The sequence below is a fragment of the Thioclava sp. F1Mire-8 genome, assembly GCF_002213165.1.
GTDB lineage: Bacteria > Pseudomonadota > Alphaproteobacteria > Rhodobacterales > Rhodobacteraceae > Thioclava > Thioclava nitratireducens.
The window spans coordinates 546654-563031 of sequence record NZ_NBNY01000001.1 but is presented as its reverse complement, the minus strand read 5'-3'; the positions used below and the strand labels follow the sequence as shown (position 1 = coordinate 563031).

7 protein-coding genes are annotated in these 16378 nt (G+C 63.9%); 4 read left to right on the top strand and 3 right to left on the bottom strand.

Going from position 1 to position 16378, the window contains the following annotated elements; genetic code table 11:
* Positions 1-225: 225 nt before the first annotated feature.
* Positions 226-2052, bottom strand: coding sequence for an extracellular solute-binding protein (locus B6V75_RS02575; RefSeq protein ID WP_088718625.1), 1827 nt, complete (start codon positions 2050-2052; stop codon positions 226-228).
* A gap of 317 nt (positions 2053-2369) precedes the next feature.
* Between B6V75_RS02575 and B6V75_RS02570 the strand changes: the two genes are divergently transcribed.
* Positions 2370-3143 (top strand): 3-hydroxybutyrate dehydrogenase, encoded by a 774-nt coding sequence (locus B6V75_RS02570; RefSeq protein ID WP_088719373.1) that lies wholly within the window; start codon positions 2370-2372, stop codon positions 3141-3143.
* 36 nt (positions 3144-3179) lie between these two features.
* On the opposite strand, the gene B6V75_RS02565 is transcribed toward B6V75_RS02570, so the two are convergent.
* Both B6V75_RS02565 and B6V75_RS02560 read right to left on the bottom strand, forming a co-directional pair.
* Positions 3180-3842 (bottom strand): response regulator transcription factor, encoded by a 663-nt coding sequence (locus B6V75_RS02565; RefSeq protein ID WP_088718624.1) that lies wholly within the window; start codon positions 3840-3842, stop codon positions 3180-3182.
* 198 nt (positions 3843-4040) lie between these two features.
* On the bottom strand, positions 4041-5525 hold the full coding sequence (locus tag B6V75_RS02560; RefSeq protein ID WP_168174424.1) for an ATP-binding protein: 1485 nt from the start codon (positions 5523-5525) through the stop codon (positions 4041-4043).
* A 251-nt stretch (positions 5526-5776) separates the two neighbouring features.
* Here B6V75_RS02560 and B6V75_RS02555 point away from each other — a divergent pair, with 251 nt between their 5' ends.
* The 3 genes from B6V75_RS02555 (at position 5777) to B6V75_RS02545 (ending at position 16372) form a co-directional block, all read left to right on the top strand.
* Positions 5777-12628, top strand: coding sequence for a peroxidase family protein (locus tag B6V75_RS02555; protein WP_088718622.1), 6852 nt, complete (start codon positions 5777-5779; stop codon positions 12626-12628).
* A gap of 72 nt (positions 12629-12700) precedes the next feature.
* Entirely contained in the window at positions 12701-14473 is a 1773-nt protein-coding gene (locus tag B6V75_RS02550; protein WP_075774791.1) for a type I secretion system permease/ATPase, read from the top strand.
* 3 nt (positions 14474-14476) lie between these two features.
* Positions 14477-16372: a cadherin-like domain-containing protein gene (locus tag B6V75_RS02545; protein ID WP_088718621.1), complete on the top strand. Its 1896-nt coding sequence runs from the start codon at positions 14477-14479 to the stop codon at positions 16370-16372.
* Positions 16373-16378 lie beyond the last annotated feature (6 nt).

Here is a 16378-nt window from a genome sequence, read left to right as displayed (position 1 = left end):
GCTCGTGTCGCGGGTGACCCTCATACTGAGAAAGGGACGCGCGCGGGGCTTTGCAAGGCACAAGGCCGAGATAGCTCGCGCGGTTCCATATCGCGTTGAATTCCGGGAGTTACCTGAACCAGCCCTGCACCGAACGGGCACCGCCCGAGATGTCGTCGCCGACACCGGCCACCGTGTTGCAGCCCGCCATTGCCGCAGCGATCGCTGCCAGAAGGATGAGTTTCTTCATTGTCCTGCCTCTTCGTACCACCAGACATCGGGCTCGAAGCCCGGCCATGCCCCGTATAGCGGGGTCTTCTCAGGGTAGTGAAGCTGCTTGATATGGGCGATCCGGTCAACCGGTGCGTACCAGATCGGAATGACATAGCGGCCCGCAGTCAACACCCGGTCGAGCGCACGGGTCGCGGCGACGAAATCCTCGTGGTTTTTCGCATCGAGCATGGCTTTCACCATCGCCTCGGCGGCTGGGGAATTCATGCCCATCCAGTTGCGCGAGCCGGGCTCGTTCACGCCTTTCGAGCCCCAGTAGAGGTTCTGCTCGTTGCCGGGCGACAGTGACAGAGCGCGCCAGTACCACGCCATGTCGAAATCATAGGAATTGGTGCGCTGTGTGTATTGCGCATCGTCGATCACGGTCACTTTCGGGAAGATACCCAGCTTCTTGAGCGCCTCGGTGTAGATATCGACGATGCTTTGCGTCTCGGCCGCGCCCTGTTGCAGCACGATCTCGAAGGTGAAGGGCTTGCCGTCCTTCTTGAGCACGCCATCGCTGTCGACCTGCCAGCCGGCCTCTTCCAGCAGCTTCGCGGCGGCGCGCATGTTCTTGCGGTTGCGCACGCCGCCGTCGGACGTAGGCAGGCTGTAGCCGTCGATCGTGCCGGGCGGGAGCTGATCGGCGAAGGGCTCCAGCAGGGCCTTCACCTTGCCCGCAGCGGCGCCGTGCTCCATCCCCAGCTCGGAATTCGAGAAGTAGGACGAGATCCGCGGCTCCGCGCCGCCATTGATGGTCTTGTTGATGAATTCGAAGTTGAACGCGTCGATCATCGCCTGGCGCATCCGCCAATCCGCGAAAACCGGGTTGCGGGTGTTCATCACAAGCCCCTTGATCCCCGAGGGACGCCCGTTCGGAATCTCGGATTTGATCACGTCGCCCGATTGCACCGCCGGGAAGTCGTAGTTCCGGCCCCAGTCGGCCGCGTTCCATTCGGTGTAGCTGTCGGTCTCGCCGCCCTTGAAGGCCTCGAAGACGACGCCGCCATCGCCGAAATAATCATAGCGGATCGTGTCGAAATTGTTCCGGCCCTTGTTGAAGCCCAGATCCTTCCCCCAGTAATCGGGGTTGCGTTTCAGCTCGATATATTTGCCCGGATCGACGCGGCCCACGACGTAGGGGCCGGAGCCGATCGGAGCCATATTCGTGGTGGAGGCGAAGTCGTGCCCCTCCCATTGCGACTTCTCGAGAACCGGGCGCATCCCCATGATCAGCGCCATTTCGCGGTCCTTCACCTCGGGTTTGAAGGTGATGCGGACCTTGCGATCGCCGGTCTTCTCGATCTTTTCGACCTTCGACCAGGCGTTCTGATAGCGCGGATGGCCTTCGGTCCCGAGCGTCTTGTAGGACCAGATGACATCCTCGACCGTCACCGGGTTGCCGTCCGAGAACTTGGCCTCCGGGCGCAGGGTGAATTCCACCCAAGTGCGGTCCGGGTCGGTCTCGACCGATTCGGCGAGAAGTCCGTAGAGCGTGAAAGGCTCGTCCATCGAGCGGCCCATCAGCGATTCGGCGACATAGCGGCTGATTCCTTCCGCCGGTCTCCCGTTCAGGATCCACGGGTTGAGCGAATCGAACATGCCGGCCACGCCAAATCTGATCTCGCCGCCCTTTGGGGCATCGGGATTGGCGTAGGGCAGATGGGTAAAGCCGGCGGGAAGTGCAGGCTCGCCGTACATTGCAATCGCAGGTTGTGGCTCCGCGGCGGCGATCCCTGTAAATACAGGGGCGAGCCCGAAAAGAGCCCCGCCGAGTAAATGGAAAAACACCGATCTCGTCATGTTAACAATCCCTGCCTTGCCTGCATTTATTGGCGCCAAGCTAGCGAGAGGTTTGAAACTGCGCAAACTTTTCCCTTGGAGAGCGGCGCAGGATTGCTTATAAGGGATGCACTGCTCGATAGGTTTCTTGCCTGTATGAAACCTGCCTCATGACTTGACGCCCGCCCTAGCGCGGGCGTCTTTTTTTACCTCTTTACCCAAGAAAACAAGGCCCTCACCGCGATCTCACGCGGTATTGCGCTTGCAGCATGGCGTTCGCACGCGCGGCGCGGCATGATCCCGGCGAATCCGTCACTTACGTCACCGAAGGAGAGAACATGTCGCTTCAGGGAAAAACCGCCGTCATTACCGGGTCGAATTCCGGGATCGGTCTCGGGGTCGCGCGCGAACTCGCGCGCGCGGGCGCCGATATTGTCATCAACTCCTTCACCGACCGCGACGAGGATCATAAGCTCGCCGCCGATATCGCATCGGAATTCGGTGTCACCGCGCGCTACATCAAGGCCGATCTCTCGAAAGGTGCCGAAGCGCGCGCCCTGATCGAGCAGGCGGGCAAATGCGATATTCTCGTGAACAATGCTGGCATCCAGCACGTCTCGCCGATCGAGGAATTCCCGGTCGAGAAGTGGGACGCGATCATTGCGATCATGCTGACCTCGGCCTTCCACACCACCGCCGTCGCGCTGCCGATGATGCGCAAGGCGGGTTGGGGCCGGGTCGTCAATATCGCCTCCGCGCACGGTCTGACCGCGTCGCCCTATAAATCGGCCTATGTCTCGGCCAAGCACGGCGTCGTGGGCCTGACCAAGGTCACCGCGCTCGAGACCGCGAAGGAAGACATCACCGTCAACGCGATCTGCCCGGGCTATGTGAAGACCCCGCTCGTCGAGGCGCAGATCCCCGTCACGGCGAAGGAATACAACATGACCGAGGAAGAGGTAATCGAGAAGGTCATCCTCGCGCGCCAGCCGTCGAAGGAATTCGCGACGGTCGAGCAGATCGGCGGCACCGCCGTGTTCCTGTGCTCGGACGCGGCGGCGCAGATCACCGGGACCACGATCTCGGTCGATGGCGGCTGGACCGCGCTGTAACCTGAAAGACTGGCGGAGCGGTTTCGCTCCGCCTCTTCAATAGGGGCGCGACGAGAGCGTACGCTCATGCGCCTGACGATGCGCGATCACGGCCTCCAGCCGGTTCTTCACCCCGTATTTCTGCATGATATTGGTCATGTAGAACTTCACCGTCTTCTCGCTGATCGCGAGGCGCTTGGCGATTTCGCGGTTGGTCTTGCCGCGCTCCAACTCGCGCAGCACCTGCATCTCGCGGTGGGTCAGGCTCTCGCTCTCGGATTTTTCCTGCCCCGAAAGCGCCGCCTGCAGCAGCGCCGCCGCGAAGCTCGGCGACACGAATGTGCCGCCGTGCAGGATCGCGTCGATTGCCGCCTGGAGTTCCGAGACGCCGACCCCTTTGAGAATGTAGCCCTTCGCCCCCGCGCTCATCGCTTCGATCGCGGTGGCGGGCTCGTCGCAGGCGGTCAGCAGGATGCATTGCATGGACGGGTCGTGATCGATGATCTTGCGAAGCGCGTTCAACCCGCCGCCGGGCATGCTGAGATCGAGGATCATCACGTCGGGCCGTCGCGCCCGGGCAAGCTCGATCGCGTCGATGGCGGAACTGCCTTGATCGAGCACGTCGATATCGAGCGCGTCCTGCAGCACGGCGCACAGCCCCTGCCGGAAAATTGGATGGTCGTCTACAATACAAGCCGTCGTCGGCACAAAATCGGACATCGAAATACCCCTTGAACGATCCCGCGACCGCGTTCCCCAACGCGTGAAGGCCAAGCCATCCGGACTGTCGCGAAATCCGTCTTCCCCCCGGACGTCCAGAATGAAGAGGTCTTGAAGAAACACAATAAAGAAAGACGCTTATCATCTAGCCCCATCGGTGTATGGGCGTAGCTCCAAAGATTTACCTTTGCGTCACTTTCAGGGGCGTTCCGGTTCGAGCGGGATACGGCAGATCACCTCCGATCCCTGCGGCTCAAGCAAGCGGAACTCGAGCGTGCCTCCCAGCGATTGCGCCCGGAATTGCATCCCCGGCAGACCAAGCCCGCCCTCGCGGTATTCGCGCTCCTGCGGGGCGGTGTGGCCGGGGGCCGCGCCGCTGTCGCTTATGCGCAGAACGAAATCGCCATCCTCTTGATAGGTTTCGATTTTCTGCGTCGAGCCTGGAGCGTGTCGCGCGGCATTGGCCAGCGCTTCCTGCACGATCCGGCCCAAGGTCCGCCGCGTCGTCTCGGACAGTTCCGGAGCGTCAGGTGCGAGCGAAAGCGTGACCTCCAAACCGGTGCGTCGGCGGTGATCGGTGGCGAGCGTTTCGACCAGCGCGGCCAGCGTCGGCGCAGCGTCGAACTGCGGCGCGACCAATCCGCCCGAGATGGCACGGATTTCCTCCATCGTCTTGCGCGCAACTTTTTTGATTTCCGAGACAATCCCGGCCGCTTTCGCTTCATCGGTCGCCCCGGGCGAACGAATCAGATGCTCCAGCCGGTCGATCTCCAGCACCAGGTAGGAGAGAAGCTGGCAGGCGCCGTCATGCAGGTCCGCGCCGATCCGACGTTTCGCGCGCTCGTCGATATCGGCGGCATTCCGCGCGGCTTCGGCGATCGAGCGGTGCAGTTGCGAATTGCCGAGCAACAGCCGCTCGCGCTCGGCGAACTGGCGGCGGAGCTCGACGGTCTGGCGCTCGATCGTCAGGCTGCCGCGCTGCACGATCAGGAACAGCATGGTGAAGACGATGATCGCCACTGGCCCGACAAAGAGCCATGTCGTCTTGGCGGAGGTCAGCAGCGCGCCCCGGACCACATCGGCGTTCTGATAAAATTCTCCGACGGCAAGAATGGTGCCGGTCTCCAGGTCGCGCAGCGGCGCATAGATTTCATAGAGATGCACGCCCAGCGCGCGCTCGGCATCATGGGCCGCGTCCTCGAGATCGGGAAACCTTCCGAAGACATTCCCCTTGAGAGCCTCGAAGATCTCGTCGTCGGGCAGCACATGGCCAAGCCCTGCATCGGGCGCGAAGATCAGCTTGCCCTCGCGGCTCCAGATCTTGATGGCGAGGAAGTTGCCCTGTTTGCGAAACCCTTCCGCGAGCGCGTGCAGCGCGGCGAGATCTTCGGCGCGCAACGCGTCTGATCGGCCCAGCGCCTGAACATGCGGCTGCAGAAGGTTCTGCATGTAGAAGGCGGCAGTGTCGGCAGAGGCGTCGAGAAGCCGGGTCGTCGCGCGGTTGTTGATCCAATAGGCGAGGGAAGCCAGCAAGAGGCTCAGCACCAGGCCCAGACCCACCAGAAACTGCAGGGATAACGAAAATCCCAGAAACCAGCGCAGCGGGTTGCGCACCGGCTGCACCCGGTCCGGGGCCCCCACATTCCCGACCTTGGTCGCATAGCTCTTAGACCTTCGTCCCATGTTCCCTTGCGTCCTTTGGCGAGGAGCGTTCCCGACCATAGGGGAAAATCGCGTTGGACCTAAGACAATTTTCGTCGTCCCGATTCGATGGCCTCATGGAAACAGGAAAAGCGCCGAGCTTGTGGGGGTGTCGGCGAGAGATGCGGCGCAGGGGTGTTTGCCGTCTCGCACAGCCTCCTATGAACCGAGCTTCGGCAATGGGTGTGACACGGACCGCGATGCGCGGGCCGAATTGGTCTTAGGGGGCTACCATGACGATCAAACTGGCCGGAGCCGATCTCGATTATCTGCTGCAACAGGCAAATATCCTGAACGATTATTCGCGACTGACGAGCGCGCTCGACCCGAACGGGGTGCGCGAAGTGTCGGGCCACAACAACAACCTCGCGGGCGGCTATACCGTCGATGAGAACGGCAACGTCGTCTGGACCGGCGGTGGCAACGTGCATCCCGATTGGGGGCAGGCCGATACCGAGTTCCTGCGTATGTTCATGACAAACCACCCGACCGAGCCGGAATACGGCACCTCATATGCGACCGTGCAGAAGATGTGGGTGACGCTGGTGCTGCCCGACAGCGAGGGCCGTCTGCCCGGCGATCTCGATTATGTCCCGACCTCGAAGCAGGTGCTGGTCGACAACCCGATGTCGATGTCGCCCTCGATGTTCGTGGCCGACTCGAACGGCGTGGCACCGGGTGCAACGGGCTACCTGCCAACCGTCAATGCGACGTCGATGATGACCGCGATGTCGGACGCGCAGCCGGAATACCAGTTCACAAGCGATGGCTCGACGCTGGATATCCTCAACAGCTCTGTCGTGGTGGATTCGACGCCGCGCCTGATCTCGCAGCTGATCAGCAGCTCGAATGTCGACATGACCGATCCGAACTACAACCCGGCTGCGGTCGCGGCGATGAACGCGCTTGGCGGCTCGGCAGTGGATGTGTCGAACTCCGTGGTGGGCGATATCACCACCGCATTCATCCCGAATCCCGGCGTGCTGGGCGGGGTGAGCTATAACGAATGGTTCGTGGCCTTCGGTCAGTTCTTCGATCACGGGCTGGATTTCATCCAGAAGACCGGCGGCGTGGTGATGATCCCGCTGAGCCCGAACGATCCGCTTTGGATCGATCCGATCTATCAGCCGAACCCGGATTACGTGGATGCGGCGACCACGCCGAACGTTCCCGAGATGATCGCGACGAACCCGTCTTACATTCCCGGCGTCTCGAACATGATGATGCTGAGCCGCGGGAAACTGTCGAACCCCGATACGGATTTCGACGATCAGGGCAACCTGCTGCCGGGTGTCACGCCGCTCTACAACAACAATACCGGCCTGATGATCGATCAGAGCCAGACCTACGGCTCGCACGAGTCGGTCAACGCGCTGCTGCGGCACTACGATGCGAATGGCGTCGTCACTGGCAGGCTGATCACCGGATCCGAGGACGGGATCGTCCATCGCCAGGATGCGAATGGAAATCTCGTGGCGCTCGACGTTTCGGACGGCTCGGCAATCGCGCCCGATGGCACGGAGGTCACGGGTAAGGACGAGCTTGCGACCTGGGCCGACATGAAGGTCAACGCGATGCGGATCGGCGTCGAACTGATCGACACGGATGTGCTCGATTGCCCGTGGATCAACGCCGATGCGATCGGTCGGCTGAACTTCACGCCGCAGCAGGATTTCCACTTCCGTTCGGATCAGAGCATCGCCGATATCGACGAGATCGCTTCCACGATCGGGATCGATATCAACGGCATGACCTACCACTCCTACGCGCAACTGGAAGCCGAGGGCTACGATCCCTTCGTGCGTTGGACGCTGCAGGATGCAATGGACGGCCATTGCGCGGCGGCTGATATCGGCGAAGTGCGCACGACGAACCAGCCGATCCTGATCGATATCGCGCATGGCGCGACGCCGGGCCTCGACTTCCAGGGCAACGAGCTGAACCCGGCCTCGGATCCGAATTCGGGCGCTTTCACCTATGACGACGCGCTTCTGGCCCGTCACAAGGTCTCGGGCGACGGCCGTGTGAACGAGAACATCACGCTCACCTCGGTCCACCACGTTTTCCACGAAGAGCACAACATCCAGGCGCATAACATCATGATGTCGGCGGTCCGCGATGCGATCGAGACCGGTGACCTCAGTGGCCTGAACGGGACCGACGCGGCCAACGAGGGCTGGCTCGCGGTGGATGTCGATCAGGCGACCTTCGACAGCTGGGCCGGGACCGACCTGACCGACGACGTGGCTGTGCAGGCCATCGTGGACAGCCTCACCTGGGATGGCGAACGCGTCTACCAGGCCGCACGTCTGATCACCGAGAGCGAGTACAACCACGTCGCGGTCGATCAATACATGACGACGCTCTACCCGGCGCTGCCGGAATTCGTGTCCTACTCTGCCGATATCAACCTCAATATCAGCCTTGAATTCGCGCAGGCGGTGTTCCGTCTAGGCCACTCGCAACTGCGCGAGACCGTGCAGATCGCGGTGACTGACGACGCCGGCGTCCATCCGGGCGAGCCGGGCTACGTGCCGACCTATGTCGAAAGGGGTCTCTTCGACGTCTTCCTCAATCCCGATCAGTTCGACGCCTACGGCGCATCCGGGATCGCTGCGGGTCTGCTGTCCCAGCAAGGCAACGAGATGGACGAATTCGTCACCGCGGCCCTGCAGCAATCGCTGGTCGGCGTGCCGCTCGACCTGGCCGCGCTGAATATCGCGCGCGGTCGCGATGTCGGGCTGCCGACGCTGAACGAGCTGCGCCAGCAGGTCTTCGACGGGCTGATGCAGAATACCTCGAACAACGCCAATGGCGCGGGCATCGCGCCCTATCACAGCTGGGAAGATTTCGGCGCGCATCTGCGCACCCCGGAATCGCTGGTGAACTTCATCGCGGCCTATGGCCGGGACGAAGCGGGCACGTTCAAGCTGCAAGAGGCGCGCGACGCCTATCAGGCGGGCACGGGCGAGCTGTGGCAGATCCGCGAGAAGGCGCAGGCGATCATCGATGCGGCGGCGGATGCGTCCGATCCGCGGCATGACGCGGCGCTGATGTTCATGCGCGGCTCGGGCGAGCCCACTTACACTCCGGGCGAGGGCTGGACGCTCTCGGGCGGTTCGGGCGATCAGGGCTTCTGGGATATCGACCTCTGGGTCGGCGGCTTGGCCGAACAGCCGATGTTCGATGGCCCGCTCGGCACGACGTTCAGCTTCATCATGCTGGACTTCACGCAGCGCCTGCAGGATGGCGACCGGTTCTATTACCTCTACCGGATGCCGGTTGGTCACCATCTGGGCGACCAGATCATAGGCGAGCAATTCGCCCACCTGATCATGCGCACCACCGGGCTGGAGCATATCCCGGATGCCTTCGCGACGCCCTCGGCCACCTATGTGCTCGACGGCGAGACCTCGGCGGGCACATTCAACGACAATGCCCGCGATGGTCTGGTGGCGGATGGCACCGACGCCTACCAATACAACGATTACTTCAACGCCACGCTGGAGCGGCTGCCCGACGAGGTGCGCGACGTGGCCCTCGCAAATGGTGGCTTCGAGGCGCAGGATCTGGTCGCGGCGGGAGCCCCGACCAATGCGCGCGGCACCTATCTCAACGGGGCGATCGAGGGTTGGACCCTCAACGGCACCGGCGGCACCTGGGCTCCCACCGAAGCTGCGGTGCCCTTCCTGCCCGAAGGCACGCAGGTCGCCCAGCTTGGCCGCAATGCGTCGATGACGGCCGACACCGGCACGGAGCTCGTCGAGGGAAATGTCTACACCCTGACGCTCAAAGTGGGCGACAAGATCGGCTATGTCGCGACCGGCGGCACGGTCAAACTGGTGGCCTCGGATGGCACCGTGTTGGCCAGCGCCGTTTTCGCGCCGCCGCTCGATGACGACGACGTCACAACGGACGACGCCTGGGACATGGTGACCCTGAGCACCGATGCCGTGCCCGCGAATCTCGCAGGCCTGGGCCTGAGCATCGTGGTCGAGACCGACGGCACCGGCCAATACACGCTCTTCGACAACGTCCAGCTGACAGAGAGCATCCCCGGCGGTCCGGCCAATGACGGCCATATCACGGTGATCGGCCTCTCGGGCGACGACTTCATCGTCGGGGCTCTGGGCGATGACGTGCTCTATGGCGACGAGGGCAACGACCGCATCGAAGGCGCGCAGGGCAACGACCATATCTATGGCGGCGACGGCGACGACTACATCACCGATTACGAGAACGACGATTTCATTCTCGGCGGGCTCGGCAACGACACGATCTTCGCCGGTCCCGGCGTGCTCGATACGGCGCATGGCAACGAGGGCGATGACGAAGTTCATGGCGGCGACGGCATCGACGAGGTCTTCGGCGACGACGGCGATGACCGGCTCTATGGCGAGGGCGACACCGACCTGATGATGGGCGGTGACGGCAACGACTACATGGATGGCGGCGACAGCGTCGACGAGATGTTCGGCGGCAACGGCGCGGACTGGATGGTCGGCGGCGTCGGCGACGACAACATCAACGGCGGCTCGGGCAACGACCTGCTCGAAGGCGGCCTCGGCCCGACCGCGAACGATGGCGACCGCCTCAACGGCGACAGCCCCGCGCAGCTCAACCCGGTGATCGAGTTCAACGGCGACGGCACAGAGGGCGACATGGATATCGGCTCCTACGAGGACGCCTATATCAACGTGATCGCGAACCTGCAGACCTCGAACAACGCAGGCACCGGGTCGGTCCTGATGGACCAGTACGCCTTCCTCGAAGGGCTCGTGGGCTCGCAATACAATGACGAGCTGACCGGCGCGGACGAGAACGGCATCGGCTCCAACGGGATGAACAACTATCTCGTGGGCGGCGGCGGCGATGACAAGCTGACCGGTCTGGGCGATGGGGGCGACGAGACCACGGGTCAGGCCGATTTCATCTTCGGCGACAGCGTGGTCGTGGACTCGAACCTCTACTGGATCGGCGACAACCGTCACGACCAGTCGGTGTTCGAGGTCAACCGGATCGAGAACTGGTACGGCACCGGCGACACCCGTGTGGTGTTCTCGGACGGCTCGCTGGGCCACATCCTCGGCGACACCGGGGCGGAGGGCACCGACACCGCGCTCTATACCGGCAACCGCGACGACTACCGCATCGAGCTGATCGCGATGAACGACCAGCAGGCGGTTCGGATCACCGATCTTCGCAGCGGCACCGACAACCAGGGGAACCCGGTCGCGACCGATGGCGTGGATATCCTCGTCGGCGTCGAATTCGCCAAGTTCGCGAATGGCGAGATGCTCTCGCTCGCGGCCGACCCGATGTCCGATATCATGATGAACGCCACCGGGAACCGTGGCGGCGGAACTATCGCGACGCTAAGCGCGGATGTACCTTTCGACGGGCAGGCGACCTACGAACTGGTCGGAGGCTCGCCGGAGATGCGACTTCGCGGCGCCAATAACGATGAGCTTCGCGTCGCGGGCGGGCTTGGCGACAACGAGACGCTGAGCGCGACGATCCGTGCCACCGACCTCACCGGGACGCAGGTCACCGAGACCCTCAACATCGTCACCGGCGATGCCGGAGACAATACGATCGATCTGAGCGGCTCGACCAACGACACCTTGGTCTATGGTCGCGAGGGTAATGACACGATCACCGGCGGGGCGGGCGACGACTCCTTCGTCTGGACGGTAACGAACCAGCGTCCCAATCAGCCAGAGCGCCCGGACGGTCGCGATTTCGTGGATGGAGGCGCCAATGGGGCGGCGGGAGATCGCTTCGTCGTGTCGGGCAACAACACCCGCGAGACCTTTGCGATCTACACGCTCGCTGCTGCGCTTGACGCGGGGATAGCGGTTCAGAATTTCGCGAACGCCGAGATCATCATCACACGCGACGGTGTCGTGATCGCGGAACTTGCCAATATCGAGGAAATCACGATCAACACGCTCGATGTGACCGCGGACAACGGCAATGGCGTGCCCGACGGCGCGAATCCGCGGCGCGGCGACACGGTCCAGATCGTGGGCGATTTCTCGGGCACGAGCCTCGCCTATTCCACGATCACCATCAATGGCGACGCGGGCGACGACACGGTCGACATCTCGGGGCTCACCTCGGATCACCGCATCGTCTTTAACGGCGGCGGCGGAGATGACATGGTGGTCGGCGGCGAACGTCCGCAGGATGAAGTTCACGGTGCCCGCTATGGCACGCGCTCGGAGAGTTCCGATCAGGACGGCTCGAACAGCGGCAGCGATGGCGGCGCCGACGACAGTTCCGACGACGCGATGTCCGACGGGCTGGTGCTGGTCGGCGACGACACCGCCGAGACCTTCATCGGAATGGAGGGCAATGACGTCATCTTCGCAGGCGGCGGCGCGGACAATGCGCTTGGCAACGGCGGCGACGACATGATCTTCGGCGACGGCGGGGCGGATCGCCTCTTCGGCGGCGACGGTGACGACGTGATCGAAGCCGGCAAGGGGCATGACATGGTCTTCGCCGATGATGGCGACGACACGGTCATCGCGACCGAGGACGACGGGGCCGACAGCTACTGGGGCGGAGAGGGCTCGGATACGCTCGACTACGCCGCGATCCAGGCCTCGGTCGAGGTCGATCTGGGCCACGGCACCAACGGCCACGGCCAGGTGATGATCGGCGAGACCGCCGACCAGATCTACAGCTTCGAGAACGTCATCACCGGCAGCGGCGACGACACGATCATCGCCAACGGTGCGGTCAACGTGATGGATGGCGGCGGCGGCCACGACACCTTCGTGTTCAACTCCGCAGCCGATGCCGACGGCGACCGGATCAACGGCTTCGCACCGGGCGACAAGATCGACCTGAGCGGGATCGACGCAGATCAGGGCGCGGCCGGTTCGCAATCCTTCGTCTTGTTCGCGGCTGGCGATTTCAGCGCCGCGGGCGAACTGCGGGTCTCCTTCGAGATGCGCGACGATGGCGAGCACACCATCATCGCCGGCAATGTCGACGACGATCTGGATGCCGATTTCGAGATCGACCTCACGGGTCATCACATGCTCGACGCCTCTGATTTCAACGGAGTGAACTAAGGGTTGGCGCCCGGCGGAGGGGTCCGTCGGGCGCTTTGTACATAAGTCTCAAGATCTTGGTGGGAGGATCACATGAGCAACGCACGTCGTCGTTTTCAAGCCAGCGAAGAACTCGTTTCCGAGCGTCTGGGCCGTTATCGCGGTCTGATCGTCTTTCTCCTCGGACTGTCCTTCGTGATCAGCCTGCTCGCGCTGACGGGCTCGTTCTACATGCTGCAGATCTATGACCGGGCGCTGACCAGCGGCTCGGTTCCGACGCTGCTTGCACTCTCTGTTCTGGCCATCGCGCTGTATCTGTTTCAGGGGCTGTTCGATGTGCTGCGCAACCAGATACTCGTGCGGGTCGGTGCGCGGATCGACAACCGCCTCGCGCCGCTCGCGCATCGGGTGGCAATCGAAATGCCCCGCTTCGGCTATTCCACGTCCGAGGCGTTGGAGCGCGGCCGCGACGTCGACACGATCCGCAGCTTCGTCTCGGGGGCGGGGGCCATCGCGCTCCTCGACCTGCCGTGGATGCCGCTGTTTCTGGGCTTCGTCTACATGCTGCATCCGCTATTGGGGCTGCTGACAATCGGCGGTGCCTGCGTGCTGATCACGCTGACCGTCATCACCGAGATGCTGTCGCGCCGTTCGGGCCGGGAGTTGCAGAAGGCCTCCATCGCCCGCGCGATGATCGCCGATACCAATACGCGCAATGCCGACGTGCTGCACGCGATGGGCTTCGGCCGCCGCGCGGTGGAGCGGTTCGGCACCGCCAATGCGGAGCACCTGCGCCTGCATGCGCGCACCAGCGACATCACCGGCACACTGAGCGGGCTGTCGAAGGTCACGCGGATGATGCTGCAATCGGCGCTTCTGGGCCTCGGCGCGTATCTGACCATCGTGGGCGAGCTGTCGCCCGGTGCGATCATCGCCTGTTCGGTCGCAGCCTCGCGCGCACTCGCGCCGGTGGAAATGGCGATCGGCAACTGGAAGGGCTTCACTGCCGCGCGCCGCAGCCATGCGCGTCTGCGCGACACGCTGGCGACGCTCGAGGATGACGACAGCCTGATCGCTCTGCCCGCGCCGACCGAGAGCTTCACGGTCGAGGGGATGACGGTCGTTGCGCCAGGCTCCGGCGCGGTTCTGCTGGGCGATGTCAGTTTCGATCTCAAAGCCGGCGATGCGCTCGGCCTGATCGGGCCGTCGGGCTCAGGCAAGACGACGCTCGCCAAGGGCATCGTCGGAATCTGGCCGCTGCTGCGCGGGCATGTCCGTTTCGACGGGGCCGCGCTCGACCAGTGGCGCGTGGATCTGCTGGGCGATCATATCGGCTACCTGCCGCAGGAGGTTTCGCTGATGGAAGGTACGGTCGCCGAGAATATCGCGCGCTTTGCGCCGGACGCGACGGATGCCGATGTGGTGGCCGCGGCGAAGGCCGCGGGTGCGCATCAGACGATCATCCATCTGCCCGATGGCTACCAGACGCAGCTGGGCCCCTTCGGCACCTCGCTCTCGGCGGGGCAGCGTCAGCGGGTCGGTCTGGCGCGTGCGCTCTACGGCGCGCCGTTCCTTGTGGTACTGGACGAGCCGAACTCGAACCTCGACGCCGATGGCGAAGCGGCACTCAGCGCGGCCATCGCCTCGGTCCGCGCGCGTGGCGGCATCGTGGTGGTGATCGCGCATCGCCCGAAGGCGCTCGAATCCGTGAATCTCGTGGGCTTCGTCCAGGGCGGCAAGCTGGTGGCCTTCGGCCCCAAAGACGAGATCGTGAACCGCTCCGTCGGGCTCAAACCGCTGCCCAAGGGAAAACCCGCGGCACCGGCGGCGGAGCTGGGAGACAGTATCGAGCAGGCGGTGGGCTGAGCCATGGAACAGGACAAGCTCAAGCTCGGTATCCCGGACGACGAAGCGGCCATCGCGCCGATGCAGAAATACCGTGCGCCGGAACGGCGCTCGGTCTGGCCCGGCCGCGCAGCGGTGGGGCTGGTCGCCATTGCCTGGGCTGCGCTCGCGCGCAAGCTCTTCGGCACGGATGCGGCGCAGGCGGAAGGCGTTCAGGATGGACCGGCCCACCCCCCGGCAGATCCCGACGCCCCCGCCGGCCCGCAGACGCCGAACGCGCATCACATCCCCGAAATGGGGCCGAGTGACGTGCTTACGGAGGAAAACACGCCGCCCGATCCGTTGCCCGACAACGTGATCCTGTTCCCGGGCGCCAATCCCGCGCCCTTCACGCTCTCGCCGCAGCGATGGCACGCTAAGCACAAGGCGACGGTGGAGGCGCAGGGCGATACGCTGTTCTTCCCGGACGCGATCGAGGTCAAGGAACTCGATCTTCCGAAAGTGCCGGTCTTTACCTCGACCCGTGCCGCTGCACGCAAGGCGCGTGAAAGCCGGGGCGCTTCCGATGAAGCCCGTCCTCCGGACGCGGCGACCGAAGCCCCCCGCAACCGTGCGCCGGAGACGAAGGGTCCGGTTCGGCTGTCGCCCGGACGGCGGGATGAGAGCTTCTTCATCGTGGCGGCGGTCCTGCTGACCGGGGCGAGCGATCCCGATGGCGACCCGCTCTCGATCCTGTCGATGCAAGCGCAAGGCGGCGAAGTGATCGCCCATGGCGCGGGCGAATGGCTGATCAAGCCCGATCAGGGCTTCGAGGGCGAGTTGGTGATCACCTACGATCTCAGCGACGGCGAGTTGTCGATCGGCCAGACCGCGACCGCGCTGATCCTGCCACCCGAGTATCACGACGTGATCGGCACCGCCGAAGACGATCTGCTGCTCGGCACGCCCGACCGCGACGCGATGCGGGGCGAGGGGGGCGACGACATCCTCTATGGCCGCGAGGGCGACGACATGCTCGACGGCGGAGAGGGCTGCGACGTGCTGATCGGCGGCGCGGGCGCGGACGTGATCTATGGCGGCGCCGGCAACGACACGGTCTTCGCGGGCGCGGGTGACGACATTGTCTTCGGCGAGGCCGGGGCGGACCTGCTGCATGGCGAGGACGGCAATGACTATCTCGACGGTGGCTCCGGCGCGGACAGCCTAGATGGCGGGGCGGGCAACGACACGTTGGTCGGCGGCGAGGGCTCCGATCTGCTCGACGGTGGCGCGGGCGAGGACCTCGTGACCGGCGGCGCGGGCGAGGACCGCATCGTGGTTTCGCAAATCGCGGAGGCTACGGGCGACCGCTACGATGGCGGCGCGGGCTCGGACACGCTCGATCTGCACCGCATCGCGGAGTCGGTCACCGTCGATCTGTCTTCAGGGACAATGACTAGCGAGACCGGCGAAGCGACGCTCGTCAGTATAGAGAACGTCGCTTCCGGCGCCGGAGATGACCAGCTGATCGCAAGTGATGCCTGCAACCTGTTCAGCGGCGGCGAAGGCGAGGACGTGTTCGTCTTCACCTCGGTCTCTGCGATCCGCAACGCGGGCGCGGGCCATGACCGCATCACCGATTTCGAGCCCGGCGACCGGATAGACTTCTCGCATATCGACCCGATGGGCGAAGGCTATGGTGAAATGCGGCTGTTCTACGCCGGTGCCAATGGCGAGGTCGCCGAGGCGCGCGGAGGCGTTTTCGTGGCTTACGAGATTGAAGACGGCGACGAGGGGCACGAATTCACCATCGTGAAAGCCAAGCTCAGCGCGCAGCACGAGGATGGCAGCGTCGAGGATTACGACTTCGAGATCGAACTCGACGGCCATCACACGCTGGAAGAAACCAATTTTCTGTTTGACTGCGACGCGACCGTCTGACGGGCG

What these genes read in the sequence shown, in the direction of transcription:
- B6V75_RS02575 (WP_088718625.1), bottom strand. Translation starts at nt 2,052, where the DNA reads ATGACGAGATCGGTGTTTTTCCATTTACTCGGCGGGGCTCTTTTCGGG.
- B6V75_RS02570 (WP_088719373.1), top strand. Translation starts at nt 2,370, where the DNA reads ATGTCGCTTCAGGGAAAAACCGCCGTCATTACCGGGTCGAATTCCGGG.
- B6V75_RS02565 (WP_088718624.1), bottom strand. Translation starts at nt 3,842, where the DNA reads ATGTCCGATTTTGTGCCGACGACGGCTTGTATTGTAGACGACCATCCA.
- B6V75_RS02560 (WP_168174424.1), bottom strand. Translation starts at nt 5,525, where the DNA reads ATGGGACGAAGGTCTAAGAGCTATGCGACCAAGGTCGGGAATGTGGGG.
- B6V75_RS02555 (WP_088718622.1), top strand. Translation starts at nt 5,777, where the DNA reads ATGACGATCAAACTGGCCGGAGCCGATCTCGATTATCTGCTGCAACAG.
- B6V75_RS02550 (WP_075774791.1), top strand. Translation starts at nt 12,701, where the DNA reads ATGAGCAACGCACGTCGTCGTTTTCAAGCCAGCGAAGAACTCGTTTCC.
- B6V75_RS02545 (WP_088718621.1), top strand. Translation starts at nt 14,477, where the DNA reads ATGGAACAGGACAAGCTCAAGCTCGGTATCCCGGACGACGAAGCGGCC.